Genomic DNA, 25,963 nt, shown 5'->3' on the forward strand with positions numbered 1-25,963 from the left:
GATCCATGTCCGCACTCCTCGTGATCATGGCCGCCGTCTTCGGCGGGTCCACGGCCGCGTTCCTGCCCCGGGTCGCGCACCGGCTCGGCGTCGCGTTCGGAGAGTCGCCGCGGGCGACCTGCGCGTCCTGCGGCCGCGATCTCACCGGGTGGGTCCGGGTGGGTGCGTCCTGTCGCTGTCCCTTCCCGTACGCGATGACGCCGCTCACCGGAGCAGCAGCCGGCGCGATGCTGGCGGTGTCGCTCGGCCCGTCCCCACTGCTGCCGTTTTTCCTGCTGGCGGCCGTCCCGGGGCTGTTGCTGGCGTTGATCGACATGCGCTGCCTGCGGCTGCCCGACCGGCTCGTGGCCGCGGTGGGGCTGCTGACCGTGGTGCCTCTGGCGGTGCAGTGGCCACCGCGGATCGGCCCGGCGCTCGTCGCCGGGGGCGTGGTGCTCACGACGTACGGAATGATCGCTCTTCTGCCCGGCCGCGGCCTGGGCCTGGGCGACGTGAAGCTCGCGGCCGTGCTGGCGACGGTCCTCGGCTTCGCCGGATGGCCGGCCGTGATCGTCGGTCTGGTGGTGCCCCACCTGATCAACGGGACGATCGCGCTGACGCTGCTGCTCGCCCGGCGCGGACGCCCGCTGCCGTTCGGACCGGCCCTCCTGTTCGGGGCGCTGGTCGCGCTCACAACAGCCTGAGCTGCCGATCCTTCGGACGGGAGGGCACGGTGTCGCCCATCCGCTCGAACAGGCCGGAGTCGATCACGTCGAGGAACGGGGTCGGGCTCTGTTCCCGCTCGCTGCCGTGCCGGAACCGGCGGGCCGCGTGGGTGACATAGAGCCGGTCCTGCGCGCGGGTCAGGCCGACGAAGAACAGCCGGCGCTCCTCGGCCACCGCATCGGGGTCGGGTGAACTGCCCGGCCAGCGCAGCGGGAGCAGGCCGTCCTCGCAGCCGACCAGGAAGACCACCGGGAACTCGAGACCCTTGGCGGCGTGCAGCGTCAGCAGGTTGACCGCCTCGGCCCGCGGGTCGAGCGCGTCGACCTCGGCGCCGGTCGCGATCTCCTGCAGGAAGCGCGGCATGTCGTCGCCGATCCGCTGGGCGAGCGGGCGCAGCAGGTCGGCCGCGGTCCAGATGTCTTCGGGGGCGATCTGCTCGCCGTCCAGGGTGGGCGCGGCGGACCGCTGGGCCAGCACCTCCGCGGTCTGCTTGACCCGGGCCGCGAGCGAACCGCTCAGCCCGTCGGCGTGCCGCAGCTCGCGGGCGATCTCGGGGACGCCGGGCCGGTCCCGCAGCCGGTTGTGCGAGCGCTTCTGCACCGGCACGCCGGCCCGCGACAGCGCCTCGACGATCGCGCCGGACTGCGAGTCGGTGCGGTAGAGCACGGCGATGTCCGAGAAGGACAGGTTTCCGGCCGCGACCGAGCGGGAGTCGACCCGGCCCGAGTCGAGCGACCGGTGGGAGAGGCCGCCGACCAGGTCGTCGACGGTGCGCACGACGAAGTCGGCCTCGTCGGCCACGCTCGCGGCCGGGTAACGGCCGACCAGCGGCGCCTCCGGGTCGAGCCGGGCGGGGTCGAGGCGCCGGCCGTTGACCAGCGACGACGGCGCGATCGCCTGCACCGCGGCGGCCAGGATCGGCGCCGACGAGCGGTAGTTGCGGGTCAGGCGGACGAGCCGGGCGTCGACGAAGTCCTCGTTGAAGCGCAGGAAGTACTTCACGTCGGCGCCGCGGAACGAGTAGATCGCCTGGTCGGGGTCGCCGATCGCGCAGAGGTTGCCGTCGGCCGGGCTGAGCAGGCGCAACAGTTCGTACTGGGTGTCGTCGACGTCCTGGTACTCGTCCACGAAGATCCACTGCCACTGCTTGCGGTACTTCTCGACCAGCGCCGGCTCGTCGCGCAACAGGGCGACCGGCAGGGCGATCAGGTCGTCGAGGTCGACCAGGTCCTGCTGGCGCAGCAGTTTCGCGTACGCGAGGTCGTCGTCGCCCGCCTGTTCGCGCGCCTCGACCCGCTCGGCCTCGTCGGCGATCCGCCAGTGCGCGCCGAGCCCGGCCGCCTTGGCGTTCTCCTTCAGGATGGTCAGGCCCACCGAGTGGAACGTGCCGACCGTGATGTCTTCGGCCACGTCACCGAGCAGGGCGTCGAGCCGTTCGCGCAGCTCGCCGGCGGCCCGCCGGGTGAACGTGATGGCCAGGCAGCGGTGCGGGAAGACACCCAGCTCGGCGCAGAGGTAGGCGATGCGGTGGGTCAGCGTCCGGGTCTTGCCCGTGCCCGGGCCGGCCACGATCAGCAGCGGACCGCCGGGGGCCGACGCCGCCACCCGCTGCATGGCGTCGAGGCGGTCGAGCAGGCCGGTACCGACCTCTTCCATGCCCGCGAGCATCGGTTCGAACGGCTCGTGCGGGCTGGCCGGAACGGTGATCGGCGGCGGCGTGACCTTCTTGGGTTCCTTGGGCGCCTTGGGGGTCTTCGGGCGCGGGGCGGCGGGCTCGGGCTTTCGCTGCTGCGGCACGTCGAACAGCGTCTCGACCTGCGGCGCACTGGCCCGGTTGCGCAGCTCACCCGGCTCGAACAGGGTGATCACCCCGTACTCACCGTCGTAACCGGCCACCCGCCGTACGTCGCCGCGGCGCAACCGGGTGATGCCCTCGCGCAGCTCGTCCCCGCCGGCCTGCCCGATCGCGTCGAGCGGCACCTTGCGCAGGATGTCGAGCTCGGCCCCGAGCGTGGCGACCAGGTGGTTGAGCTGCGACTCGACCGTCTTCGACTTCGGGCCGACGCCGTTGATCTCGCCGAGGATCTCGTGCAGCTGGATCAGGTGCTCGACGTGGTCGTCCCGGTGGAAGCCGAGCGGTCGGTCGGCCAGATCCTCGACCCGGCTCAGCACGCCCACGGTCAACGGCTTGCCGCACTCCGGGCACCGCCCGCCGCTCTCGCGGGTGCGCTGCGGCTCCCAGTTCACGCCGCAGGCGCGGTGCCCGTCGGCGTGATACTTGCCCTCCTCGGGGAAGAACTCCAGCGTTCCGGCCAGGCCGGCCCCGGTCCGGACGGCCTCGTAGTCGGGCACGCCGGTGAACAGCGTGGCCTCGCGGGCCAGCGCGGCCGGGGAGTGGGCGTCCGAGTTCGAGACCAGGCGGTAGCGGTCGAGGCTGGAGACCCGCCAGTTCATCTCGGGGTCGGAGGAGAGGCCGGTCTCGACCGCGGTGACGTGCTCGGCCAGGTCGGCGTAGCAGTCGGCGATCGCGTCGAAGCCCGACTTCGAGCCCAGCGCCGAGAACCACGGGGTCCAGATGTGTGCCGGAACCAGATAGCCGCCGGCCTCGAGGGTGATCTCGAGCAGGTCGCGCGAGTCGAGCCCGAGGATCGGCCGGCCGTCGGCGGTCAGGTTGCCGATCCGGCCCAGCGCGGTGTTGAACCGGGTCGCGGCCGCGAAGTCGGGCATGTAGATCAGGTGGTGCACCTTGCGGGTGCGGTCGTCCCGCTTGTAGATCGTCGAGATCTCGACGCTGAGCATGAACGTCGCGGCCCGGCTCGCCTGCAACGAACCGGGCAGCCGCTTGGTGACCTCGGCCTCGTCGGAGTACGCGAACAGGCCGGGTTCCTTCTCGACCAGGCTCTCGCGCAAATGGTCGAACCACGCCGGGTGGGTGAAGTCGCCGGTGCCCAGCAGCGCGATGCCCTTGCGCCGCGCCCACCAGGACAGGGTGGGCAGCGTCAGGTCACGACTGCAGGCACGCGAGAAGCGGGAGTGGATGTGCAGATCCGCAACGTACGTGTCCGCGGGAAAACCTGCGTCGTCCGAGGGCACGCGCTGCATCCTGTCACGCCCTCCATCGCTCGCACGAATCGCCACGCCTTGACGAAATTACGGATCTTGATGTTCCTGTGTCTTCTCTATTTCGTGCGCAGCTCGATCACGCTCACCTGCGGCGGCGCTCCGACGCGGACCGGCGGCCCCCAGAAGCCGGCGCCATTGGTGACATAGACCGGAACTCCATCGACCGTGCCCAAACCGGACGTAACCGGTTGTTCCAGGCCGACCAGCAGGTTGAAGGGTGCCATCTGGCCGCCGTGGGTGTGACCGGAAACCTGAAGATCGACCCCGAACGGGGCCGCGTCGTGCACGGCGACCGGCTGGTGGGCCATCAGCACGACGGGCCGGGCGGTGTCGCGGTCGCCGAGCGCCCGGGCGAAGTCGGGCGGGTCACCGGCGTCGGCGCCGCCCAGGTCGTTGACGCCGGCCAGGTCGAGGGCGCCGAGTTCGACGCGCTCGTTGCGCAGCGGGCGGATGTTCAGCCGAGCGACCTCGTCGACCCACTCCTGGAAGCCCGAGTAGTACTCGTGGTTCCCGGTCACGAAATACGCCCCCTGTCGCGACTGGATGTCGGCCAGCGGCGCCGCGAACCGCCCGAGTTCTGCCACGCTGCCGTCCACAAGGTCACCGACGACGCACACGATGTCCGCCTGCACCGAATTGATCACGTCGACGATGCGGCGGGCGTGATTCATGCCGGTCAGTGGTCCGAGGTGGATGTCGGAGACGACCGCGAGGCGGGTGCCGTCCATGGCGCGGGGGAGTTTGGCCAGGGGGATCTGGATGCGGGCGATCTGCGGGCCGCCGGTCGCGGTCTTGACGCCGTAGCCGGTGATGCCCGCGGCCGTCAGTCCCGCGAAGATCGCCGCGCCGCGCGCCAGCAGGACCCGCCGGTCGATCCCGTTCCCGCCGCTGGTGTCGTCCGCGCCCGTTCCGCTGCCCGCGCCGGTTCCGCTGGCCGCGTCCGTTCCGCTGTTCGGGCCGGTTCCCGGGGCCGCTCCGACCGTGCTTCCGCCCGACTTTTCACCATTTCCGGGGCTGTCTTCAGGTGCCTCGACCAGGGTGAGCACCTGTCCCGCTTCGGCTTGCGTGTCGCCTGCGGCGGGCACAACGGGGTCACTCGGGGCGGTTCCGCTTGCGCTTCCCTTTCCCGTACGCCTCCGTGAGCGCCACACCAGCACCACCGCGAGCCGGGGAATCTCGAGCACCGCGAGCGTGACCAGCAGGTAGAACATGAGCGCGATCCACAGGTAGCCCGGCCAGGCCAGGAACGCGAGGGCCCCCGACCGCACCCCGATGAGGGTCGCCGGGGCCAGGAGGGTCAGAACGACGGCGACGATCGTCCCGATCCGGCGCGCTCGTCCCGGCGGCAGCGTGTCCTTGACCAGCCGCTTCCACAGATAGAAGTGGATCAGGCCGATGACCACCAGAATCAGCCCGACGAATACCACCAAGACGTCCTCCCCAGTTCAACTCCCGCACAGTGTCCAGGCTCTTCCTGAGAGCCGACTGACGAGCCCACCCAGGGTGTCCCCACTCACCGTCTTGACGGAGCCGTTCGGGCGTAATAGCTCCTCAGCCAGGCGAAGAGGAATGCCGCTCGTCGCCTGCCATCCGCCCCGGCCGCCGCTCGCCTTCTATCCGCCCCGGCCGCCGCTCGCCTTCTATCCGCCCTGGCCGCCGCTCGGTTTCGCGTGCGTCACTCAACGTCGGCCGGCGCCGAACAGCTGCCGTCTGCCTCAACCGCTGCCAAGTCGTGCGGGCCGAAACCCCTCGTCAGCCGCCGGCGAAGGGTGGGAGGACATCGACGGTGGCGTCGGTCGGCAGCGGCGCGGTTTCGTCGTGGCAGGTCAGGCCATCGACCAGGAAGCTGGCGGCCTTGAGCACGACGCCCAGCCGTTCGCCGTGGCGGTCGGTCAGCTGCTGCTTCAGCTCGCCCAGCGTCGTGGCTTCGACGGTCTCGCTCCGCGTGCCGTTCGCCGCCGCCCGCGCCCCGGCGAAGTAGCGGATGGTCAGGCTCGCCACGACGGTCTCCATTCCTGTTCGCGGGCCGCCGCGGTGCGCGTCCCAGCCATGACGAGGGCGGTCGCCGCATGGTCGAGCGCGACCTCGTCGGCACAGCAGATCATCACCAAGGCCATGTCAGCCGCCGATGGCCGACATGGGACGAGCAGGCTGCAGGAAGCTGGGGTCGTCGATGCCGTGGCCGGCTCGTTTGCCGCTCATGGCAACCCGCCAGGCCTCGGCCAGGTCGGCGTCACTGGCGCCGTCGCGGACGAGTTTGCGGAGGTCACTCTCGTCGGTGGCGAACAGGCAGTCGCGCACCTGGCCGTCGGCGGTCAGCCGGGTGCGGTCGCAGTCACCGCAGAACGGCCTGGTCACGCTGCCGATGACACCGACCCGGGCGGGCTCGCCGGCCGCGTCGAGGTGGCCCGGGACCAACCAGGTCTCGGCGGGCGCTGTTCCACGTGAAACCGAATCGGGCTGCAACGCGTATGGCTGGAGCGAAGCCAGGATCTCCTCAGCGGTGACCATCTCGTGCCGGTTCCACTGGTGTTGGGCATCGAGCGGCATCTGCTCGATGAAGCGCAGTTGGTAGCCATGGTCGAGGGCGAAGCGCAACAGGGCCGGCGCCTCGTCGTCGTTGATGCCCCGCATGAGCACGGTGTTCACCTTGACCGGGGTGAGCCCGGCCGCAGCCGCCGCCGACAGCCCCCGCAGCACGTCGGGCAGCCGGTCGCGGCGGGTCAGCTCGCGGAACCGTGCGGGGTCGAGCGTGTCGAGCGAGACGTTGACCCGGTCGAGCCCAGCGTCGCGCAGGGGGACCGCCAGGCGTTCGAGACCGATGCCGTTGGTCGTCAGCATGAGCGTCGGCCGGGGTTCGAGAGCCGCGGCCGCCTGCACGATGCCAACCAGCCCGCGCCGCAGCAGGGGCTCGCCGCCGGTGAAGCGCACCTGACGGATGCCGAGCCGCTCGACCGCGACCCGGATGAGCCGGATCACCTCGTCGTCGGTCAGCTGCTGCTGGCGGGGCAGCCAGGCCAGCCCCTCCTCGGGCATGCAATAGGTGCAGCGCAGATTGCAGCGGTCGGTGAGTGAGACGCGCAGATCTCTCGCCACTCGCCCGAACCGGTCGGCGAGCGGGGTCACAGCCGGCTTCTCCCGCGTGCTCACAGATCGAATCTAGCCGCTTCCGCGCTCAACGGCCGTAACGAAGATCCGCCGGTGGACAACCGGTCCGGCTCACATCGCGCGAAGTGTGGACAACGCGGCCGCGTGGACGTCGGCGCGATACCCTCCGCCGAACGCCGCCGTGTGGACGAGCAGCAGGTGCAGCTGGTGCAGCGGCACGCGTTCCGGCCACCCATCGGCGAGCGGAAACACTTCCTCGTACGCCCCCAGGACCGCCGACAGGTAGGGCACGCCGCCGAAGAGGGCCAGCTCAGCCAGGTCGGTCTCGCGGTGACCACCCTGTGCGGCCGGGTCGACGAGCCGGGCCCGGCCGTCGGCGGCCCACAAGACGTTCCCGGGCCAGAGGTCGCCGTGGGTGTGGCTGGGGGGCTCGTCACCGCCGTACGGGGAAAGGGTCTCGATGATCTGCTCGACCAGCGTGACCTCGGTCGTGGTGAGCGCGCCGCGGTCGGCCGAAAGCTTGAGGTACGGGAGGAGGCGGCGCTCGGCGAACCAGGCGCCCCACGATCCGGTCGCCGGCGTGTTGTCGAGGCCGAGCGGGCCGATATAGCCGTTCCAGGTCGCGCCGAAGGTGTCCGCGCCGGCGCGATGCAGCGCCGCCAGGTCGCGTCCGAGCTGTTCGGCCGCCTCGCGGGTGGGCTCGCCGGGCTCGATCCACTCGGTCGCGATCAGGGCCGGCAACGCCACGATCACCTCGGGCACCGGCGCCCCGGCCTCACGCAACCAGGCCAGACCGGACGCCTCGGCCGCGAAAAAGCCCTCCGGGGGCTCACCCGACCGCCACGTCTTGGCGAACACGGACGAGCCGTCGTCGAGCGTGAGGCGGCTGGCCGAGGACACGCTGCCGCCACCCACCGGCGTCTCCCGGATGCGCTGATGGGTGAGAAATGTCGGGAGATGCTCCGGGTGCGCGCGCAAGTACGCCTGGTCCACGGCCATATCTTCCGCTTCGGCTTACGGATGCCGGAAATCGGAGTCAAAATGTCGGCATGAGCCCTGTCACAGTGCGTTCGTACCGTCCGAGTGACCACTCCGCGGGCCGTCAGCTGTGGTCCGAGCTGACCAACCAGCACAACCAGATGTACGGCGTGCCGGATCAGGACGGCGGCGAGGGCTTCGAGGAATACCTCACCCGGCTCGATCTCGGTGGCCTGTGGGTCGCCGATCACGCCGACGACGGGGTGATCGGGCTGGTCGGGCTCGTGATCCACGGGCAGGCGGGCGAGGTCGAACCGATCGTCGTGACGATCTCGCACCGCCACAAGGGTGTCGGCCGCAAGCTGCTGCGGCACGTCGCCAACGAGGCCCGGCGGCGCAACATGACCTCGCTGACGATCTCGCCCGAGTCGCGCAACGTCGAGGCGATCCGCAGCCTGCACGCGGCCGGCTACGACGTGGTCTCGTCGATCGAGCTGACCCTCGACCTGAAGAGCGCGGCGCCCGACCGCCAGCACGACAGCCTCGAACTCCACGAGCTGCAGTTCCGTTCGTAGCGCCTGTTCATAACCTGGCGTGTCGTCCACAGGGCGGCGGCATGGCACTCGGCGCGGACGCCCGAGCGGCCACGCTGCCCGGCATGAACCCCGAGTGCACGATCACCGTCCGGAGCTCCGCCGACCTCATCGCGGTCACGCCCTACCTGCTGGGCTTCCACCCCACCGACAGCGTGGTGGTGATCGGCACGGCCGGTCCGGTGGTCAGCTTCGTGGCGCGGCACGACCTGCTGCGGCCCGACGACGACGGCGACGACTCGATCGCGCCGCTGGTCGCCGCGCAGGAGGTCGAGGCGGTCACGATCCTCGGTTACGGCCGGCCCGGTCCGGTGGGCCGCACGGTTGAGACGCTGGCGGCCGGGCTCACCCGCAGCGGCGTGCCCATCCGGGAGAAACTGCGGATCACCGACGGACGGTGGTGGCGATTCGGCTGCACCGACAGTGCGTGCTGCCCGCCGTCCGGAAATCCCGTGCCCACCCATGGCTCGGTCGCTGCCGCGGCGGTCTATCAGGGGCAGGTCGCGCTGCCCAGCCGCGAGGCGCTGATCGCACAGGTCGCCGCCGTCGAGGGGGAGCTGCGGGCGCGCACGAGCGCCGCGACGACCCGGATCTGCCGGCGATACGCGCTGCTCTTCTCGGTGAACCCCCATCCGGAACTGGTGCTGCTGCGGGCCGGTCGGCTCCTCGTGATCAAGGCGGAGACGACGTACGCGTCCGGCCGCTCGCTGACCGCGGAGGAGATCGCCCATCTGGGCGTGGTGCTGACCAGCCCGGTGGTGCTCGACGAGGCGATCAACCGCACCCGCGACGAACCGTGGCGCATCGCACTGTGGACCGAGGTGACGCGCGGGGTCGATCCGTTCTGGGTGCCCGGGCCGGCCTGCCTGCTCTCCCACGCGGCCTGGCGGCAGGGGCTGGGCGCGCTGGCGCGGGTCGCGATCGACCGGGCGTTACGACAGGACCCCGGCCACCGGATGGCCTGCACCCTCGACCGCCTGTTGGCCGCGGGCATCAGTCACGACACGGTCGCCGACCTCGCGCCGCCGAGAAGCGTGACGCGATGAAGAAAAGCCGTGGTCGCCGACCTCGCGCCGCCGAGAAGCGTGGCGCGATGAGGAGGGCCGTGTTCGCGCCGCCGAGGAGCGTGGCGCGATGAGGAGGGCCGTGATCGCCGGCTCCGCGCTGTCGAGGGCCGCGACGGGGGCTTCAGACCGTGACCCGCTCGGGGGAGGTGTAGACGTTCATGCTGCGGCCGCGCAGGAAACCGACCAGCGTCATCCCGGCCTCGTCGGCGAGCTCCGCGGCCAGCGTGCTCGGCGCCGACACCGCCGCCAGCAGTGGGATGCCGGCCATCCAGGCCTTCTGGGTGAGCTCGAAGCTGGCCCGGCCCGAGACGAGCAGCACATGCCCGGTCAGCGGCAGCCGGCCCTCCCGCAGCGCCCACCCGATCACCTTGTCGACGGCGTTGTGCCGCCCCACGTCCTCGCGGAGCACCAGCAGCTCGCCGTCGGCGGTGAAGAGCCCGGCCGCGTGCAGGCCGCCGGTGCGGTCGAAGGTGCGCTGGGCCGCGCGCAGCCGGTCGGGCAGCTCGACCAGGGTGGCCGCCGCGACGGTCAGCGGGTCGCCGGCGACGTCGAAGCGCGATCGGGTGCGGACGGCGTCGATGCTCGCCTTGCCGCAGACGCCGCACGAACTGGTCGTGTAGAAGTTGCGGCTCGGGTCGGTGACCGGCGGCGGCACGTCCGCGCCGAGCACGATGTCGACGACGTTGTAGGTGTTCGGGGTGTCCGTGCCCGCACAGAGCTGGGCGGTGACCACGTCGCCGGCGTCGCCGATCACGCCCTCGGTGAGCAGGAAGCCCATGGCCAGGTCGATGTCCTGCCCGGGGGTGCGCATGGTGACCGCGAGCGGGGCCCGGCGCAGCCGGATCTCCAGGGGCTCCTCGGCGGCGAGATCGTCGGGGCGGCGGCGCGGGTCGCCGGACGCCTCGAGGTTGATCTTCACGACCGGTCGCCGGGTCATCGTCCTCGCCATGAGACGAGCGTAGGTCGACCGCAGCCCGGGCACACTGTTCGGCCGCGGCCGGGGCACACTGCTCGGCCGCGGCTGGGGCACGCCGTTCGGCCTCGGCTGGGGGGCATCGTCCGGCGGTGGGGCGGGAGTGATCCATGTCTGGTTACTGAGCGCGCGCTCACGCTCGACACGCGGTCGGGATACGGTACGTACGTGGGGGGATTTGCGGCGGTGGTGCTGGCCGGCGGAGCTGCGCGGCGGATGGGTGGCGCGGACAAGCCGACCCTGCCCGTGGCCGGCCAATCCATGCTGACCCGGGTCCTCGCCGCGGTGCACGACGCCGACCCGCGGATCGTGGTCGGCCGGGTCCCGCCCGATCTGCCCGTGCCGGTGCACTCCACCAGGGAGGATCCGCCCGGCGGAGGCCCGGTGGCGGCCACCGCGGCGGGCCTGGCGCTGGTCCCCGAGACCGTCACTTACACCGCCCTGCTCGCGGCCGACCTGCCGCTGCTCACCGGCGAAGCGATCGACGTGCTGCGCCTGACCGCCGAGTCGGCGCCCATGCAGGGCGCGGTCTATCGCGACGCCGAGGGCCGCCGGCAGATGCTCTGCGGCGTCTGGCGGACGGCGGCGCTGCGCGAGGCGGTCAGTCGGCTGGCCGAGGAACGCGGCGGGCTGCACGGCGCCTCGGTCCGCGAGCTGATGAACCATCTGCGCGTCGCCGAGGTCTCGTGGCGCCGCCCGGGCCCGCCGCCCTGGTTCGACTGCGACACCGACGACGATCTGCGGACCGCCGAGGAATGGGCACGTTGATCTTCGGTTAGTGGCCGGAAACACGATGATCAACTCGGTCGGCAGCGGGAAAGATGGCGAGAAATTCGCAGGATGAGCCGACCGGATTGGACACCATGAACGAGCTGGACGCCTGGGTGATCGCCGCCGCCGGAGAGGCGGGCGTCGACCCCGCGGACATTCCGGTCAAGACCGTGCTGGATCTGGCGCGCGACGTCGCCCACGGTGTGGTGCGGCCGGGTGCCCCCGTGACGGCGTACCTGCTGGGCCTCGCCGCCGGACGTGGCGCGGATGTCTCCGGGCTGGCCGGGAAACTGAGTGACCTCGCGCTCGACTGGCCGTCCGAGGCGAACGTCGGCGAAGAGGCGGCGGGCGACGCCGGGACCGACTGAAAATTTGAAGAAACGCCCATCACCTGAGAGAGGGGGCGAGCGGGCAGACGCCGCTCGATAGGGTGGCGGGAGCGGAGGTGACGATCATGACGGCACAGAGCGCCGAGGGCGGCGAATCCACCGAGGGTGTACTTCTCGACGAACCGACCACGGCCGATCTTCGGGCCAAGGTGGGCGAGGCCTGGCGGGAGTTCGCGCGGGCGCTGGCCGACCTGTTGCCGACCCTGGCTCCGGGCGCGCACGTCGATCTGACGCTCGACCCGACCGCCTCGGGCACCGGCATGGCCGTCTATTCGGTCAGCATCCGGGTGCGTGAGGGCGGCGTCGTCGAGGCGCTGGCGATCGGCAACGCCGGGCTGCCCGAGGGCTACCGGATGGACCGCAGCTCGATCGCCGACCTGGTCGCGCTCGGCTGGTCGCCGCCGGGGGTGCTGGCCGGCTCCGGCGACTCGTTCGGCCTCAGCTCCGACCAGGAGAGCGCCAACCGCCTCGCCACCGTGGTCGCCCGCACGCTGCGCGACGTCTACGGCGCACCGCACCCGGCGTTCCTCGTCTACCTCGTGCACGACGAGAACGACGAGCCGATCGACACCGCGCCCCTGGCCACCGCCCGGCACGAGCCCAGCATCGACGGCGACCTGAGCCTCGACGACCTGGACGACGACGGCTCGCTGGCGGCGGCCCTGGCCGACGCGGCCGACGAGGTCGTCCCGCTCGACGAGCGGGTCCGCACGGTGGTCGCCACCATGTCCAAGACGACCACCGACCAGCTCCAGGTCGACGCCGACGGTGACATCGGCATCCGGGCCGGGTCGGCGATGGTGTTCGTCCGGGTGCGCGACAACCCGCCCCTGGTCGACGTGTTCTCGCCGGTCCTGACCGACGTCGAGCCGACCGAGCAGCTCTATGTGAAGCTTTCCGAGCTGACCAACCGCATGCCGATCGGGCGGCTCTACTGCGCTCAAGACACGGTGTGGGCGTCGATCCCGGTCTTCGGGCGCAACTTCCAGGCCACCCACCTCATGCTGGCCGTGCAGGTGATGACCGGGCTGGCCGACGAGCTCGACGACCGGCTGCACGGGGAGTTCGGGGGCAAGCGCTTCTTCGGCGAGGGCGACAAGCCCGCCCCGGCCAAGGCCCCTGACGACACCCACCGCACCGGGATGTACCTGTAGGTAGCCGAGAGCCGCCCGACGACACGCGCACCGGGATCAACCTCCAGGCCAGGTCGCGCCGTGCGGCCAGGCGGTCGAAAGCCGCCCGGCCCGCCGGGGCGGACGGGACCGGGCGGCTCGACAGGGCCTTTCCGTCCGGCCACGCGGGGCTGGGGCGGACCGTCGGGGCGGGCCCTGGCTCGGTGACCTACTTCAGGTCGACCCAGGCGATGCGGTCGAGGGTGGACGCGTTCGTGGCGAGCAGGCCGGCGCTGGTGACCGACCACAACACGTCGCCCACCACCACGGCCCGGCGCATCGGACCTGCCGACGACGAGACCGAGACCGGCGCTGAGGCGAGCCGGGTGACGTTCCGCAGCTTGTCGCCGCTCACCTGCAGAGCCAGCGCGCCGTCGGTCTTCGCGTCGGCCACGGGCATCACGAGCAGGTTGGTCGCCGGCCACCACAGGACGGCGTGCGGGTCGGACTCGGCCTCGGACTGCCCGCCGGCGACGACGTGCTGGTCGAGACGCTTGGGCGCGGCCGGGTCACTGACGTCGAAGAGCGACACCTGCACGCCCTGGGGCACGCCCTGGGCGTTCGCCTCCTGGCCGATGCCGATCAGACGGTCCGCACCGACCGGCTGCAAATGGGCCGAATAACCAGAGATCTTCAGTTCGCCGGTGACCCGCGGCTGGGCGGGGTCGGAGAGGTCGAGGCTGTAGAGCGGATCGGTCTGCCGGAAGGTCACCACGTAGCCGCGGGGCCCGATGAACCGTACGGAATAGATCCGCTCGCCCTTGCCCAGCCCCTCGACCGAACCCACCTCGACCAGCTTGCCGCCCCGGTCGTCGAGCACCCGCACCGCCGAGGCGTCGTCCTTCCAGCTGGTCGTCGCCACCCGCAGGTGACCGTCCCATTCGGACATCGAGTACTGGTTGAGCAGCCGGCCCGGCACCGTGCCGGAAGCGACGTATGCGGGCTTGCCGATCGGCGGCAGGCTGAAACGGTAGATGTTCGTGCCGTCCGGCGGGGCGAACCGGTTGGTGTCGGTGGCCGCGGCGTTGAACCGCCAGGACTCGTTGTTCGCGATGTAGAGGCTGTCGGCCGTGCCGTAGACGGTGTCACCGTCGGCCACCACCGCGACCGGGTCGCCGGCGCCGAGCGCGGCCGCGTTCAGGTCGAAGGAGAGCAGCCGCAGCATCGTCATGCCCGAGAACGAATCCGGCCGGCTCACCGCCTCGCAGTCGAGTTGGCCCTTGGTGGTCCGGCCGCCGGTGGTGATCTCCCAGTCGGGCAGCCAGGAGTCGACCGGCGTGTTCACGATCGTGTTCTTGTCGTCCTGCATCACGTTCTCGGGCTCGGGCACGCCCCGGAACGGGAGCTGGAACGTCGGGCCGCTGCTGATCACGACGCGGGCCACGCTGCCGGTCTGCCGGGCGTCGACGATCCGGCCGTCGCCGCGATAGCGGCTGATCAGCTTGGGGGCGCCGCTCAGGTCGACGAGCAGCACCTCGGAGCGGCCGTTGGAGGGCCGGATGATCCGGGCGTCCTCGCGCAGGGCCGGGCCCCCGCCGCCGTCGGCCAGCACCAGCGCGCGGTTGCCGGCGAGCAGCAGCGTCGGCTCGCCGAAGGCCTGGACGCCGAGGTCGAGACGGCCGGTCTGGGTGCGGGTCGCCGTGTCGACGACCCGTAGTTCGCCGCCCGAGATGGTGACGATCCGTCGTCCGTCGGTCTTCACGATGTCGGGCTCGTCGACGCCCACCTCGTGGACGTTGGTGCCCGAATAGGCCGGGGCCGGGGCGGCGGAATCGGCGGCGCGGGCGTTGTCGGGCACCGCGAGCCGGGCGCTGCCGGTCTCGGCCGTGCTGCTCAGTTCGGTGGCCGCCCGCAGCTCCTTCTCGAGCTGGGCACAGGAGTCGAAGGCGACAAGCTTCAGGGGTGGGGCCGGGACCGGCGATGACCCGGGTGCCGGAGCGGCGGACGCGGTGCAGCCCGCCAGCGGCAGAACGGCCAGCGCGGACCAGAGCCAGGATCGACGCGACATGTCCGGTTGGACGCGCCGGCCGGCGGCCCGGTTCCCGGCATCACTCCGGAGCGGGTACGGGCGTGGGCGTCTCCACCAACCGGGACAGCACGATCATGCTGCGCGTCGACGTGACGAAGGGCTCGGCCCGAAGCCGTTCCAGGGCCTGTTCGAGATGCCCGATGTCGGCCGCCCGCAGGTGGACCAGGGCGTCGGCCTCGCCGGAGACGGTGTAGGCCCCCACCACCTCGGGGTGGCGCCGGGTGGCCACCGTGATCTGGGCCGGAGTGGTGCGCCCGGTGCAGAACAGCTCGACGAACGCCTCGGTCGTCCAGCCCACCGCGGCCGGGTCGACCACCGTGGTGAAGCCCTTGATGACCCCGCTGGATCGAAGCCGGTCGACCCGTCGTTTGACCGCGGGAGCCGACAGCGACACCTTGGCGCCGATCTCGGCATACGACGAGCGGGCGTCGGCCATGAGCAACGCAACGATTCGCTGGTCTACGGCGTCCAGTTGCAACGATTCGCCCCCAACGGACAAGATTTCTGGCTGTTTCGTGCACCGCAGCCTACCTACGCTCTAACTCGTGAACCACACCGAGCGCCTGCCGCGAAACCGGACATATCTGATGTGTCCCCCGAAGCATTTCACGGTCGAGTACGCGATCAACCCGTGGATGGACTCCACCGTCCCGGTCGACGCCGTGCTGGCGCTCAAGCAGTGGGAGATGCTGCGTGACCTGCTCGGCGATCTGGGTCACCAGGTGCACGTGCTCGACGCCGTGCCCGGCCTGCCCGACATGGTGTACGCCGCGAACGGCGCGTTCTCGGTCGACGGCATGGTCTACGGCGCCCGCTTCCGCTACGCCGAGCGCGGCGCCGAAGCCGAGGCGCACCGCGAGTTCTACGCCCTGCAGGGCTGGAAGTTCGCCGGCCCGCAGCACATCAACGAGGGTGAGGGTGATTTCGCTTACCTCCCCGCGGCGTACGGGGGAATGGTCCTCGCCGGCTACGGCTTCCGCACCGACCCGGCCGCGCACGCCGAGGCCCAGGAGGTGCTCGGGCGGCCGGTGGTCTCGCTGCGCCTGGTCGACCCGGCCTTCTACCACCTGGACACCGCGCTCGCCGCGCTCGACGACCGCAACGTCACCTATTACCCCGGCGCGTTCTCGCCCGCCTCGCAACGGGTGCTCGCCCAGCTGTTCCCCGACGCCGTGATCGCCGACCGCGCCGACGCCGAGGCGTTCGGGCTCAACCTGGTCAGCGACGGCCGGCACGTCATCCTCAACACCGAGGCGACGGCCATGGGCGACAAGGTGCGCGCGGCCGGTTACCTGCCCGTCCACGTCGACCTGTCGGAGCTCAAGCGCGGCGGTGGCAGCGTGAAGTGCACGGTGGCCGAGCTGCGCCACTAGAAAACCTCAACTCCCCGGCAGCGGCCCCGAACAGGCGTGACGGCAGACACGTGAACAACGGCACGGGCGCTGACGAATGTCTGATGGCCGTGCGGGAAGATGGGTCGCATGACCGACGAACAGCGCACCGCGGAGAAGCAGGAAGACGGCTCCGTCATCGTGGTCGGCCCCGACGGGCGACCGATGGGCACGATCGACGCCGACGGGACGGTCAACCCGGAGGAGCCCGGCAACCTGATCGAGCAGCCGGCCAAGGTCATGCGCATCGGCAGCATGATCAAGCAACTGCTCGAGGAGGTCCGCGCGGCGCCGCTCGACGAGGCCAGCCGCGGCCGGCTCCGCGAGATCCACCAGCGGTCGATCACCGAACTCGAGGACGGTCTCGCCCCCGAGCTGCGCGAAGAGCTCGAACGCCTCTCGCTGCCGTTCGAGGGTGACACCCCGCCCAGCGAGTCCGAGCTGCGGATCGCCCAGGCCCAGCTGGTCGGTTGGCTCGAGGGCCTGTTCCACGGCATCCAGGCGGCCCTGGTCGCGCAGCAGATGGCGGCCCGGCTCCAGCTCGAGCAGATGCGTGGCGGCAACGGCGGCCGCCCGGCCCTGCCGATGGGCGGCCTCCCCGGCATGCCCAGCCCGCGCGCCGGCGGCGAGGGTGAAGGCGGCCGGACGGGTCAATACCTCTAAAGGTCGTAGAGGTCGGCGAGGTAGTTCGCCACGCCGTCCTCGTCGTTGGTGGGGCCGATCTCGTCGGCCACCTCCTTGAGCGCGGGGTGGGCGTTGCCCAGCGCCACCCCGTGTCCGGCCCAGGCCAGCATCGGGATGTCGTTGGGCATGTCACCGAACGCCACCACCTCGGACTTGTCGATGCCGTAGCGCTCGCAGTGCCAGGCCAGCCCGGCCGCCTTGGTCACCCCGGCCGCGCTGATCTCGACCAGCGCGCTGGACGACGAGTGCGTGGCCGTGGCGATGTCGCCCAGCGTGCGGCTCACCAGCTCATAGAAGTCGTCGGCGGTGTGGTGGGCCGAGCGGGCCAGCAGTTTCACCGCCGGCGCCGAGGTCAGCTCCTCGGGAGTGGCCAGGACGCGTACGGAGACGTTGTCCGGCTCCCAGCGCACCGGCCACGCCTCCTCGTACCAGAAGGAGCGCCCGTCCTCGACCTCGACCGCGAGCGCGATGTCGGGCACGGCCTCCCGCAGCCGCTTGCTGACGTCGAGCAGCAGGTCGACCGAGAGCGGGTCGGCGCGCAGCACCTCGTCGGTCTGGGCGTCGTAGATCACCGCACCGTTCGCGCAGATCGCGGGGACCGGCGCGGCCATCTGCTCGAAGAGCTGGTGGAGCCAGCGCACCGGGCGACCGGTGACAACCACGAACGGGACCGGAAGAGCGGCGAGCACCTCGATGGTGCGCCGGCTCAAGCTCCCGTCGGTGCGTATGAGGGTGCCGTCGATGTCGCTGGCGACAAGTTTGTAAGGGGTGGCCATCACCTCGACAGTAGCCGGTCGAGATAGACCGCCACCCCGTCCTCGTCGTTGGTGAGCGTCACGTCGTCGGCAACCGCCCGCAGCTCGGCGTGCGCGTTGCCGACCGCGACCCGGCCCCACCCGGCCCAGGCGAACATCGGCAGGTCGTTGGGCATGTCACCGAAGACCAGGACGTCGGCCGGGTCGACCCCGACCGCCTCGGCGACCACCGCCAGGCCGGTGCCTTTGTCCACGTTCGCCGGGCAGATCTCGACGTAGTTGAGTCCGGCCTGCGTGACCGATGCCACCTCGGGCGGGACGATCCGGCGGGCCACCGCGAGCAGGTCGTCCACGTCGTACGCGAACGAGCGGGCGAACGCCTTGATCACGTCGGTGGTGCAGCACTCGGCACGTTCCCGCCGCTCGACCACCACCGGGTAGCGCCAGGTCGGGTCGTAGTCGCCCCAGAGCGGCGCGTCGTCGTGCTCCAGCGCCTCGACCATGACCGACAGCTCGCCGACTTCGGCCTCGAGGTCGGCCAGCACCTTGGCCAGCACGGGCCCGGAGAGCCGGGAGCGCAGCAGATAGGTGGCTTCGGCCTGGTCGAGCACCCAGCCGCCCTGCGCCATCACGAGGAAGTCGGCGTCGCGGATGTCGTTGCGGGTCAGGGAGGTCAGCCGCGGGCCGCGGCCGGTGGCGCCGACGACGCGGATGCCGGCGGCCCGGACCCGGTCGAGCACCTCGTGGGTATAGGCGGACACGGTGTCGTCGTTGCGCACCAGCGTGCCGTCGAGGTCGGTCGCGATGAGCTTGGGGAGTCCAGGCTTGACCATCTAGAGCCTCCGAGGGTTTTGCTGACCCCCGCGGAGGGCGGAAGGAAAACGGTACACCCGCGCGACTACCAGCGGCTATAACTTCTGGTAGTCGGCGGGTGTATGGATCGTTAGCGCGCGGGTTCGAGGATGTCGCGGCCACCCAGGTACGGCTGGAGGGCCTTGGGCACCCGCACCGAACCGTCGGGCTGCTGGTGGTTCTCGAGGATCGGAATCAGCCAGCGCGTGGTGGCCAGGGTGCCGTTCAGCGTCGCCGCGGTCTGCGGCTTGCCGTCGGCGTCGCGGTAGCGGATGTTGAGCCGCCGCGCCTGGAACGTGGTGCAGTTCGACGTCGAGGTGACCTCGCGGTAGCGGCCCTGCGACGGAACCCAGGCCTCGCAGTCGTACTTGCGCGAGGCGCTCGAACCGAGGTCACCACCGGCCACGTCGATCACCCGGTAGGGGATCTCGACCTTGGCCAGCATCTCCTCCTCCATCGCGAGCAGGCGCAGGTGTTCCTCGGCCGCGTCTTCCGGCCGGCAGAACGAGAACATCTCGACCTTGTCGAACTGGTGCACGCGCAGGATGCCGCGAACATCTTTCCCGTACGAGCCGGCCTCGCGCCGATAGCAGGACGACCAGCCCGCGAAGCGCTCCGGCCCACCCTCGAGATTGATGATCTCGTTCGAGTGGTACGCCGCCAGCGGCACCTCCGAGGTGCCGACCAGATAGAGGTCGTCGGCCTCGAGACGGTAGACCTCGCTCGCGTGGGCACCCAGGAAACCGGTGCCCTCCATCGACTCCGGCTTCACCAGCGACGGCGTGATCGACGGGGTGAAGCCGTGCTCGACCGCCTGGGCGATCGCCATCTGGAGCAGGCCCAGCTGCAGCAGCGCGCCGACACCGGTGAGGAAGTAGAACCGCGAGCCCGAAACCTTGGCGCCCCGCTCGGTGTCGATCGCCCGCAGGCCCTCACCGATCTCGAGGTGGTCCTTCGGGTTGTCGATCTGCGGGATGTCGCCGACCTCGCGCAGCACGACGAAGTCGTCCTCGCCGCCGGGCGGAACACCGTCCTGCACGATGTTGGACACCGCGAGGTGGGCCGCGCGCAGCTTCTCGTCGGCCGCCGACGTCTCGGCCTCGGCCGCCTTGACCTCGGCCGCGAGTTCCTTGGTGCGGGCCAGCAGGGCCACCCGCTCGTCGCCCTGCGCCTTGGGGACCTGCTTGCTCAGCGACTTCTGCTCGGAGCGCAGCGCCTCGAACCGCTGGGTGGACGATCGGCGGGCCTCGTCGGCGGCCAGCAACTCGTCCACCGCCTCGGGGGACTCGCCACGCAGCCGTTGGCTGGCGCGGATCCGGTCGGGGTCTTCACGAAGCAGACGCAGGTCAATCACGAGTGTCGAGCCTACCGGCGGCGATGTCCGGTCAGCACCCGGATATCACCTTGGTGCCCGGAGGAGATCAGTTCGGGCGGTCGCGGTCGTCCTGCAGCGACGTGAACGGCTGCGAGGACGAGACGGTGAGGTCGAGCGGCTCGCCGTCGAGCTCGGCCTCCCGGCGGCTCGACGGCCGGCGCCACGACCAGATGGCCGCGGGCCCGGTGTCGTCGTCCGCGGCCTCGATCAGGGGAACGGCCCCGTCGGCGGGCAGGTGCCGCCCGGCGAGCCAGAGCGCGGCCAGGGCCAGGAGCACGGCCGCGAAGGCGCACCAGATGCCCCGCCCGTACGTCATGGTGGTCCGGGTGTTGTCGAACGCGACCCGATAGACCGCGTCGACGGCGTAACTCTCCGAGCTCAGCCGGGCCGCCACCGCCACCAGGACCCCGAGCAGCGTGCCCCCGACGCTGAGGCCGGTCAGGCGGACGGACCGCCGGGCGGCCGCCGGCCCGAACAGCGTCAGCACGATCGCGGGAACCAGCAGGAACAGACCGAGCACGAAGCCGATGCCGAGGGCGCCCATGTCGTCGACGCTGCTGGGCAGCACCCGCTCGCTCGAGTCGCCGCCGACGTCGCCGGGATTGAACGTGGTGACCTGCCACTCGGAGAGGATCGACATCAATGCGGCCAGGGCGGCCAGGGCAGCGGCCAGCGGCACCGTGCGGCGGTCGGCCAGCAGGTCACGACCGGCACCGGAGAGATCCCAGCGGCGCCGGGGACGATCATCCGGCTCGGGACCGAACTCGACCACGGCCTCGGGCGACGTCACGTCGATCTCGATCGGCGCCGGGTGCTGCTGCGATGGCATGGCAACCATGGTGCCTCCTGCCAGGTCGAGCGGCCAGCAGTCGTCGCATGGACTAGCGTTTCGGTCATGCCTATTCGTTCTGCTACCGCCCGCTGGCAGGGGAACCTCACCGAGGGTTCCGGCACCATCAAGACCGGCAAGGGGGGAATCCAGGGGAACTACTCGTTCAAGTCGCGCTTCGAGGAGGGCGAGGGGACGAACCCGGAGGAGCTGATCGGCGCCGCGCACGCCGGCTGCTTCTCGATGGCCTTCTCGAAGGCGCTGGCCGACGCCGGCTTCACGCCGACCTCGGTCGAGACCGTCGCCAAGGTCCACATGGACAAGACCGACGCCGGATTCAGTGTTACCAAGATCGACCTCGAGACCGTGGGTGACGTCCCGGGTGTCGACGACGGCACGTTCCAGAAGATCGCCGAGGACGCGAAGGCGAACTGCCCGATCTCGCGCCTGCTCTCGCCGGGCGCCGAGATCACCCTGAGCGCCAAGCTCGCCTGATTCACGCCGACATGTGCACCGGTCGCTCCCAGGTGGCCGGTGCACAATGGCGGCTGTGCCGGTCGAGATGAGTCGGGAACGCTTCGAGGATCTCGTCGGTGAGGCCCTCGACGAGGTGCCCGCCGAGCTCCTGAAGGTCATGGACAACGTGGTCATCGTCGTCGAGGACGATCCGCCCGACGGCGAGGATCTGCTCGGCCTCTATGAGGGCACGGCGCTGACCGAGCGCGGCTGGGACTACGCCGGCGTGCTGCCCGACCGCATCACCATCTTCCGCAACCCCACGCTGCGCGTCTGCGACACCGAGACCGATGTGATCGACGAGGTCGCGATCACCGTGGTGCACGAGATCGCCCACCACTTCGGCATCGACGACCACCGTCTGCACGAGCTGGGATGGGGCTGAAAGAAACCTGAATCCATCCAACCACCCCGCCCGCCACCCAAGAATGGACTAAAGGCTGGGTCTCCCCTTGGCGCAGCCTCCTACCCTGATGGCAAATAGCCAAGCAGGAGGACGTGCAGCATGCGCAGCGAGCTTTTCTCCGCCGAGAACCTCGAGAAGGAATCGGCCCAGCCCGGCCTCCGACTCCAGAACTCCAAGCTGCTCAAGGCCGAGCTGAACGGCGAGTTCATGGCCCGGGTCGGCTCGATGGTGGCCTACCAGGGTCAGGTGCAGTTCGAGGCGCTCGGCTCGGGCGGCATCGGCAAGTTCCTCAAGCAGAAGCTCACCGGCGAGGGCGTTCCGCTGATGCGCGTACGGGGTCAGGGTGACGTCTTCCTGGCCGACAACGCCGCCGACGTGCACCTCATCGACCTCGAGCCGGGCGACGCGCTCTCGATCAACGGCACCAACGTGCTCGCGTTCGACTCGTCGCTCAACTACGACATCAAGATGGTGCAGGGCGCCGGCATGATGTCGAACGCCGGCCTCTTCAACTGCGTCTTCAGTGGTCACGGCCGCATCGCGGTCACCACCAAGGGCACGCCGGTCGTGCTCACGGTCGACCAGCCGACCTACGTCGACCCGCAGGCCGCGATCTGCTGGTCGGCCAACCTGCAGACCGGTTACCACCGCGCCGAGCAGCTCGGCCTGGGCACGCTGCTGGGCCGCACCACCGGCGAGCGGTTCACGATGACGTTCGCCGGTCAGGGTTTCGTGGTCGTGCAGCCCTCCGAGGAGCCCCCGGCCGGTCTCGCCGGCACCGGCAGCGGCGGCAACCAGCAAGAGGGCGGCATCCTCGGCAACATCTTCGGGAATTAAGCCAGGTCGCCGGCTCTGATCTGGGCGAGCCAGGCGGCGGAGTCGGCGAAGTCGGAGTTCGACAGCCCCCGTGGTGAGGCCACGGGGGCCTCGGGCGTCAGGCGGTGCCGGGCGTAACTGCCGAGGAAACGCACCTCGGCGCAGATGCGGCGCAGCCCCTGCAGCGCCTCACCCAGCCGCGGTTCGGCCACGTGACCGGTGCAGTCGAGGAAGAAGACGTACGTCCCCAGCTGCTCGCCGGTCGGGCGGGACTCGATGCGCGACAGGTTGATCCCGCGCACGGCCAGCTCGGTGAGCACCGCGAGCAGCGCCCCCACCTGGTCGCGCCGGATCGACAGGGCCAGCGAGGTCACGTCGTCGCCGGTCGGCTCGGCCGGCGGCCCGGGCCGGGTGAGCAGGGCGAAGCGGGTCACGGCGTCGGCGTGGTCGGCCACCTTGTCGGCCAGCACGGTCAGCCCGTTGCGCGGCACCCCGATCGGCGCGCACAAGGCGGCGTCGTGCTCGCCCGCGGCCGCGCTGATCGCCGCCGTCGCGTTCGACAGCACGTCGACCACCACGGCGTCGGGCACGTTGGCCAGCAGCCAGCTGCGGCACTGGGCCGAGGCCTGCGGATGGGCCGCGATCGACCGGATCTCACCGAGCGGGGTCAGCGCGCGGGCGGCCAGCACGAACTCGACCGGGATCACGACCTCACGGGTGATCACCAGCGGGCTGCCGGTGACCAGTTCGTCGAGCGTGACCGGGATGGCGCCGCCGACCGAGTTCTCCAGCGGGACGAGCGCGGCGTCGGCGTCCCCGGCCCGTACGGCCTCGAGCGCCTCGGGCACGCTGCGCGCCGGAGTGCGCAGGCCGTGCTCGGCAGCGGGGATGGTGCGAAGGGCGGCCTCGGTGAAGGTGCCCTCCGGACCGAGGTAGACGAAGCGCATGGGCGGCGTTCCCGGCATATCGCGAAGTGTAGGCCCCGGCGGTCCCAGGGGTCTCAGAAGCCGCAGGCCAGCACTCGGATGCCGGGTGGCGCCGAGGTCTGCACCCGGTCGATGCAGACGTCCGAACCCGCGGCGACCAGCGCCAGCGTGGTGCCGGCGCCGGTGCTCACCACCATCAGCGGTTCCAGTTCGTCGGCGTCCTCGCCGGTGACCTCGACCGTGGCGAACGACCAGGTGCCCGAGCAGAACGGGCCCTCGTAGATACGCATCGGCTTGTCCGGGACGCCGGGCTGCCCCTTGACCAGCGCGAGGATCTGCGCGCCGGTCGGCTGGGCCTGGCACCGGGGCGCGTGCGACGGGGTGGCCGTGGCTTGAACCGTCTCCGGAGGAGGGGTCGTCGTCGGCACGATCGTCGTGGGCCGGGTGGTCGGATACGCCGGATAGGTGGTCGGGGCGGTCGGCAGCGGCGGGGCGGTGGGCAGCGTGAGGTCCACGGACGGGCCGATGGAGATCGGGCCCGCGCTGGGAGGCGCGTACGGGGGTGAGGAGGGCAACGGCCGCGGCGGCTCGCCACAGGCGCCCAGCAGGAGGCCCACGCCGGCGAGCACGGCGAGCGGGATCAGGGGTGTGCGGGGGGACACGCGCACATGGTAAGACCCGGAACGCCCGATGTGACCGGGGTCAGGACGCTATCCGGTGGCCGGCCGCCAGCAGCGTGTCGACCGCCTCGGTGAGCCGCACGGTCGGGACCAGCAGGTAATCGGTCGAATACGTCGAAAAGGTGACGATGTTGACTCGGGCTTCGGCGAGCGGCCCGATCAGCGAGGCCAGCACCCCGGTCAGCGCGAGATCGAGTGGGCCGACCACCCGCAGGCAGCGCCAGGCGGTGTCGACCTCGGCGCCCTCGGGCACCCGGTCGGCCGGGCAGATGATCGAGAACTCGTCGGCGTCCCAGCTGAGTGAGATCACGCTCTTCTCGTCCGGACCTCCGCTCAGCGAAGCCGGGATCGGCGAGCCGGCCGGAAGCCGGCACACCGCGTACTCCGCAGGCAGCAGATCTAGATCGAGCATGAGGGCAGACTACGTTTTCGCACGCAGATGCCCAATGCCCACCCGGTGCGGCAAACACCACATATCTGAAACCTGCTCGCAATGAGCGGTGATTTCAGTAACGAACCGCGGAGAAGAACGTCATCGAGCCGGCCACGCGCTCGTTGTCGAAGAGCGGGGTGGCGATCGCGTCGACCGTCAGCGGCATCTCACCCGGGCCGGGCATGACCCGCAGCAGGCCACGCGCGAGGCGCTCGCTGCGCAGGGCCAGCAGCGGCGGGATCTTGTCGGCGTCGCTCTCCTCGAGCTCGCTCGCGTTGGCCGTGAAGTCGATCAGGCGGATCACCGAGCCGAGCGGCTTGCCGATCACCTCGGGCGGCTTGCCCAGGCCGAGCAGCTCGCCGCAACTGGCCGACACGGCGATGATCGCGGTGCTCGTGTCGAGGATGAGGCAAGGCTCCGGAGCGCCCGCGACCGTGGTGGTCCACCGTTCCAGGCTCGGGACGAACTCGGCCTCGGAAGGTGTGCGCGCTTGCGGTACGAACGCCCCCGAGAGTGAGAGTTCGACGTGCGCCACCCGGTCCTCCTCGCTCTCGCCGCTCGACGGCGTGCGCCGCGGCCGCGCCCGGTCTCCCGGGCACCCGCCGCGGCGGCAAGCCGTCGACTACAACCGGAAGGAACGTTACCGGCGTGCTGTCCGCTTGTCAGCGGCCGTTTGTCCGTCAGCGTGCCAGCGATAGTCGCCGGCCGGGCGATAAGGAGCGTTTGCCCACGTCGCGGGGTGGCCGGCGACGGCCGAAAGCTTGCCCGCGGTGGCCGGCGAGATGCGCGCTCCACCCGCGATGAGCAGCCGGTCGAGCTCCTTGTCGGTGGCGACCAGCACCTCCTTCGGCAGACCGTGCACGCTGATCACACCGGATCCCACGAAAGTGAGCACCGGGGTCACCGGCACGCTCAGGCCGACGGCCGCGGAGAGCGCCTTGCTCGCCCGGCGGGCCTCGCGACGGGCCTCCGCGATGTATTGCGGACGCTTCCCGTTGATCTGCACCACGTCACCGGCGATGAGCACCCGGGCGCGTCCGTGGTCGGCGACGGTCACCGCGTAGACACCACCGGGGCCGATCGCCAGGAACCCGGCGCGGTCGTCGGCGGGGTCGGGCTCGTAGTAGCCCAGCGCGTCGGTGCGCGGCCAGTCCACGATGTGCCAGTTGGGTCCGAGACGGTCGAGACGGGTCAGGGCGCGGGCGCCGGCAGCTTCGAGGCGACGTGCGTCACGGTCGGCGCGGCGACGGCGGGCCCACTCGGCGGGCGACTGGCGGTTCGGCGCTTCGAGCGCCTGCGTCTCGCTCAGACGACGGTCGATGACCCTCTGACTGTTCGGTGGGACGGGTAGAGCGGGGCGTGCTGGGAAGACAGTCACTGCGACCTCCGGCA

Annotated in this window: 28 protein-coding genes; 11 read left to right on the forward strand and 17 right to left on the reverse strand. The window is 71.0% G+C overall.

Annotated features, from left to right (window positions below; translation table 11 throughout):
• The first annotated feature begins 5 nt into the window (after positions 1-5).
• A complete protein-coding gene (locus tag JIG36_RS15370) occupies positions 6-683 on the forward strand; it encodes a prepilin peptidase (RefSeq protein WP_236047086.1) in 678 nt (225 codons plus the stop codon).
• Here JIG36_RS15370 and JIG36_RS15375 read toward each other — a convergent pair.
• The 5 genes from JIG36_RS15375 to JIG36_RS15395 all read right to left on the reverse strand — a co-directional run bounded on the left by JIG36_RS15375 (position 670) and on the right by JIG36_RS15395 (position 7,929).
• On the reverse strand, positions 670-3,807 hold the full coding sequence (locus tag JIG36_RS15375; protein WP_203376961.1) for a UvrD-helicase domain-containing protein: 3,138 nt from the start codon (positions 3,805-3,807) through the stop codon (positions 670-672). The two genes, JIG36_RS15370 and JIG36_RS15375, sit on opposite strands and share 14 nt — an antisense overlap.
• Positions 3,808-3,884: 77 nt before the next feature.
• Positions 3,885-5,231, reverse strand: a complete 1,347-nt coding sequence (locus JIG36_RS15380) for a metallophosphoesterase (RefSeq protein WP_438870734.1) — start codon at positions 5,229-5,231, stop codon at positions 3,885-3,887.
• 349 nt (positions 5,232-5,580) lie between these two features.
• Positions 5,581-5,841 (reverse strand): MoaD/ThiS family protein, encoded by a 261-nt coding sequence (locus tag JIG36_RS15385; RefSeq protein ID WP_203376962.1) that lies wholly within the window; start codon positions 5,839-5,841, stop codon positions 5,581-5,583.
• 105 nt (positions 5,842-5,946) lie between these two features.
• Entirely contained in the window at positions 5,947-6,978 is a 1,032-nt protein-coding gene (gene moaA, locus JIG36_RS15390; RefSeq protein ID WP_203376963.1) for a GTP 3',8-cyclase MoaA, read from the reverse strand.
• 69 nt (positions 6,979-7,047) lie between these two features.
• Positions 7,048-7,929 (reverse strand): fructosamine kinase family protein, encoded by an 882-nt coding sequence (locus tag JIG36_RS15395; RefSeq protein WP_203376964.1) that lies wholly within the window; start codon positions 7,927-7,929, stop codon positions 7,048-7,050.
• 56 nt (positions 7,930-7,985) lie between these two features.
• On the opposite strand from JIG36_RS15395, the gene JIG36_RS15400 reads away from it, so the two are divergent.
• Both JIG36_RS15400 and JIG36_RS15405 read left to right on the forward strand, forming a co-directional pair.
• Positions 7,986-8,489: a GNAT family N-acetyltransferase gene (locus tag JIG36_RS15400; RefSeq protein WP_203376965.1), complete on the forward strand. Its 504-nt coding sequence runs from the start codon at positions 7,986-7,988 to the stop codon at positions 8,487-8,489.
• 41 nt (positions 8,490-8,530) lie between these two features.
• Positions 8,531-9,553, forward strand: a complete 1,023-nt coding sequence (locus JIG36_RS15405) for a DUF4192 domain-containing protein (protein WP_203376966.1) — start codon at positions 8,531-8,533, stop codon at positions 9,551-9,553.
• A 142-nt stretch (positions 9,554-9,695) separates the two neighbouring features.
• Here JIG36_RS15405 and fdhD read toward each other — a convergent pair whose 3' ends face one another.
• Positions 9,696-10,523: a formate dehydrogenase accessory sulfurtransferase FdhD gene (gene fdhD, locus JIG36_RS15410; protein ID WP_203376967.1), complete on the reverse strand. Its 828-nt coding sequence runs from the start codon at positions 10,521-10,523 to the stop codon at positions 9,696-9,698.
• A 192-nt stretch (positions 10,524-10,715) separates the two neighbouring features.
• Here fdhD and mobA point away from each other — a divergent pair, with 192 nt between their 5' ends.
• The 3 genes from mobA (at position 10,716) to JIG36_RS15425 (ending at position 12,861) form a co-directional block, all read left to right on the forward strand.
• Positions 10,716-11,315, forward strand: a complete 600-nt coding sequence (gene mobA, locus JIG36_RS15415) for a molybdenum cofactor guanylyltransferase (RefSeq protein WP_307872729.1) — start codon at positions 10,716-10,718, stop codon at positions 11,313-11,315.
• A 95-nt stretch (positions 11,316-11,410) separates the two neighbouring features.
• Positions 11,411-11,686, forward strand: a complete 276-nt coding sequence (locus JIG36_RS15420) for a DUF6457 domain-containing protein (RefSeq protein ID WP_203376968.1) — start codon at positions 11,411-11,413, stop codon at positions 11,684-11,686.
• An 86-nt stretch (positions 11,687-11,772) separates the two neighbouring features.
• Positions 11,773-12,861 carry a T3SS (YopN, CesT) and YbjN peptide-binding chaperone 1 gene (locus JIG36_RS15425; protein ID WP_203376969.1) on the forward strand — a complete coding sequence of 363 codons (1,089 nt, stop codon included), beginning with the start codon at positions 11,773-11,775 and terminating at the stop codon, positions 12,859-12,861.
• A gap of 187 nt (positions 12,862-13,048) precedes the next feature.
• Here JIG36_RS15425 and JIG36_RS15430 read toward each other — a convergent pair whose 3' ends face one another.
• Positions 13,049-14,887, reverse strand: coding sequence for a beta-propeller domain-containing protein (locus JIG36_RS15430; protein WP_203376970.1), 1,839 nt, complete (start codon positions 14,885-14,887; stop codon positions 13,049-13,051).
• A 40-nt stretch (positions 14,888-14,927) separates the two neighbouring features.
• The gene (locus tag JIG36_RS15435) at positions 14,928-15,386 is read right to left on the reverse strand and encodes an Lrp/AsnC family transcriptional regulator (RefSeq protein ID WP_203376971.1); all 459 of its coding nucleotides are present in this window, start codon (positions 15,384-15,386) and stop codon (positions 14,928-14,930) included.
• Positions 15,387-15,453: 67 nt separating this feature from the next.
• Between JIG36_RS15435 and ddaH the strand changes: the two genes are divergently transcribed.
• Positions 15,454-16,281, forward strand: coding sequence for a dimethylargininase (ddaH, locus tag JIG36_RS15440; RefSeq protein WP_369076877.1), 828 nt, complete (start codon positions 15,454-15,456; stop codon positions 16,279-16,281).
• Positions 16,282-16,389: 108 nt separating this feature from the next.
• Complete coding sequence (locus JIG36_RS15445; RefSeq protein WP_203376972.1) at positions 16,390-16,962, forward strand: bacterial proteasome activator family protein; 573 nt, start codon at positions 16,390-16,392, stop codon at positions 16,960-16,962.
• Here the strand turns inward: JIG36_RS15445 and JIG36_RS15450 are convergent.
• The 4 genes from JIG36_RS15450 to JIG36_RS15465 all read right to left on the reverse strand — a co-directional run bounded on the left by JIG36_RS15450 (position 16,959) and on the right by JIG36_RS15465 (position 20,794).
• The gene (locus JIG36_RS15450) at positions 16,959-17,759 is read right to left on the reverse strand and encodes an HAD family hydrolase (protein WP_203376973.1); all 801 of its coding nucleotides are present in this window, start codon (positions 17,757-17,759) and stop codon (positions 16,959-16,961) included. The genes JIG36_RS15445 and JIG36_RS15450 overlap by 4 nt on opposite strands.
• The gene (locus JIG36_RS15455; RefSeq protein WP_203376974.1) at positions 17,759-18,571 is read right to left on the reverse strand and encodes a Cof-type HAD-IIB family hydrolase; all 813 of its coding nucleotides are present in this window, start codon (positions 18,569-18,571) and stop codon (positions 17,759-17,761) included. Before JIG36_RS15455 ends, JIG36_RS15450 begins: the two co-directional genes overlap by 1 nt.
• A gap of 110 nt (positions 18,572-18,681) precedes the next feature.
• Positions 18,682-19,944, reverse strand: a complete 1,263-nt coding sequence (serS, locus tag JIG36_RS15460; RefSeq protein ID WP_203376975.1) for a serine--tRNA ligase — start codon at positions 19,942-19,944, stop codon at positions 18,682-18,684.
• Positions 19,945-20,011: 67 nt separating this feature from the next.
• Positions 20,012-20,794 (reverse strand): hypothetical protein, encoded by a 783-nt coding sequence (locus JIG36_RS15465; RefSeq protein ID WP_203376976.1) that lies wholly within the window; start codon positions 20,792-20,794, stop codon positions 20,012-20,014.
• A gap of 66 nt (positions 20,795-20,860) precedes the next feature.
• On the opposite strand from JIG36_RS15465, the gene JIG36_RS15470 reads away from it, so the two are divergent.
• The 3 genes from JIG36_RS15470 to JIG36_RS15480 all read left to right on the forward strand — a co-directional run bounded on the left by JIG36_RS15470 (position 20,861) and on the right by JIG36_RS15480 (position 22,553).
• Positions 20,861-21,289 (forward strand): OsmC family protein, encoded by a 429-nt coding sequence (locus tag JIG36_RS15470; RefSeq protein ID WP_203376977.1) that lies wholly within the window; start codon positions 20,861-20,863, stop codon positions 21,287-21,289.
• Between the two features lie 46 nt (positions 21,290-21,335).
• Positions 21,336-21,695 (forward strand): metallopeptidase family protein, encoded by a 360-nt coding sequence (locus JIG36_RS15475; protein WP_203376978.1) that lies wholly within the window; start codon positions 21,336-21,338, stop codon positions 21,693-21,695.
• Between the two features lie 120 nt (positions 21,696-21,815).
• Positions 21,816-22,553 carry an AIM24 family protein gene (locus JIG36_RS15480; RefSeq protein WP_203376979.1) on the forward strand — a complete coding sequence of 246 codons (738 nt, stop codon included), beginning with the start codon at positions 21,816-21,818 and terminating at the stop codon, positions 22,551-22,553.
• Here JIG36_RS15480 and pheA read toward each other — a convergent pair.
• The 5 genes from pheA to JIG36_RS15505 form a co-directional block, all read right to left on the reverse strand.
• Positions 22,550-23,497, reverse strand: coding sequence for a prephenate dehydratase (pheA, locus tag JIG36_RS15485; RefSeq protein WP_203376980.1), 948 nt, complete (start codon positions 23,495-23,497; stop codon positions 22,550-22,552). The genes JIG36_RS15480 and pheA overlap by 4 nt on opposite strands.
• 35 nt (positions 23,498-23,532) lie before the next feature.
• Complete coding sequence (locus JIG36_RS15490; RefSeq protein ID WP_203376981.1) at positions 23,533-24,120, reverse strand: hypothetical protein; 588 nt, start codon at positions 24,118-24,120, stop codon at positions 23,533-23,535.
• A 40-nt stretch (positions 24,121-24,160) separates the two neighbouring features.
• The gene (locus JIG36_RS15495; RefSeq protein WP_203376982.1) at positions 24,161-24,550 is read right to left on the reverse strand and encodes an ACT domain-containing protein; all 390 of its coding nucleotides are present in this window, start codon (positions 24,548-24,550) and stop codon (positions 24,161-24,163) included.
• Positions 24,551-24,644: 94 nt separating this feature from the next.
• Positions 24,645-25,106: a PAS domain-containing protein gene (locus JIG36_RS15500; protein ID WP_203376983.1), complete on the reverse strand. Its 462-nt coding sequence runs from the start codon at positions 25,104-25,106 to the stop codon at positions 24,645-24,647.
• Positions 25,107-25,211: 105 nt separating this feature from the next.
• Entirely contained in the window at positions 25,212-25,949 is a 738-nt protein-coding gene (locus tag JIG36_RS15505; protein ID WP_203376984.1) for a hypothetical protein, read from the reverse strand.
• Positions 25,950-25,963: the final 14 nt, after the last annotated feature.

The sequence above is a fragment of the Paractinoplanes ovalisporus genome, from assembly GCF_016834655.1.
GTDB lineage: Bacteria > Actinomycetota > Actinomycetes > Mycobacteriales > Micromonosporaceae > Actinoplanes > Actinoplanes ovalisporus.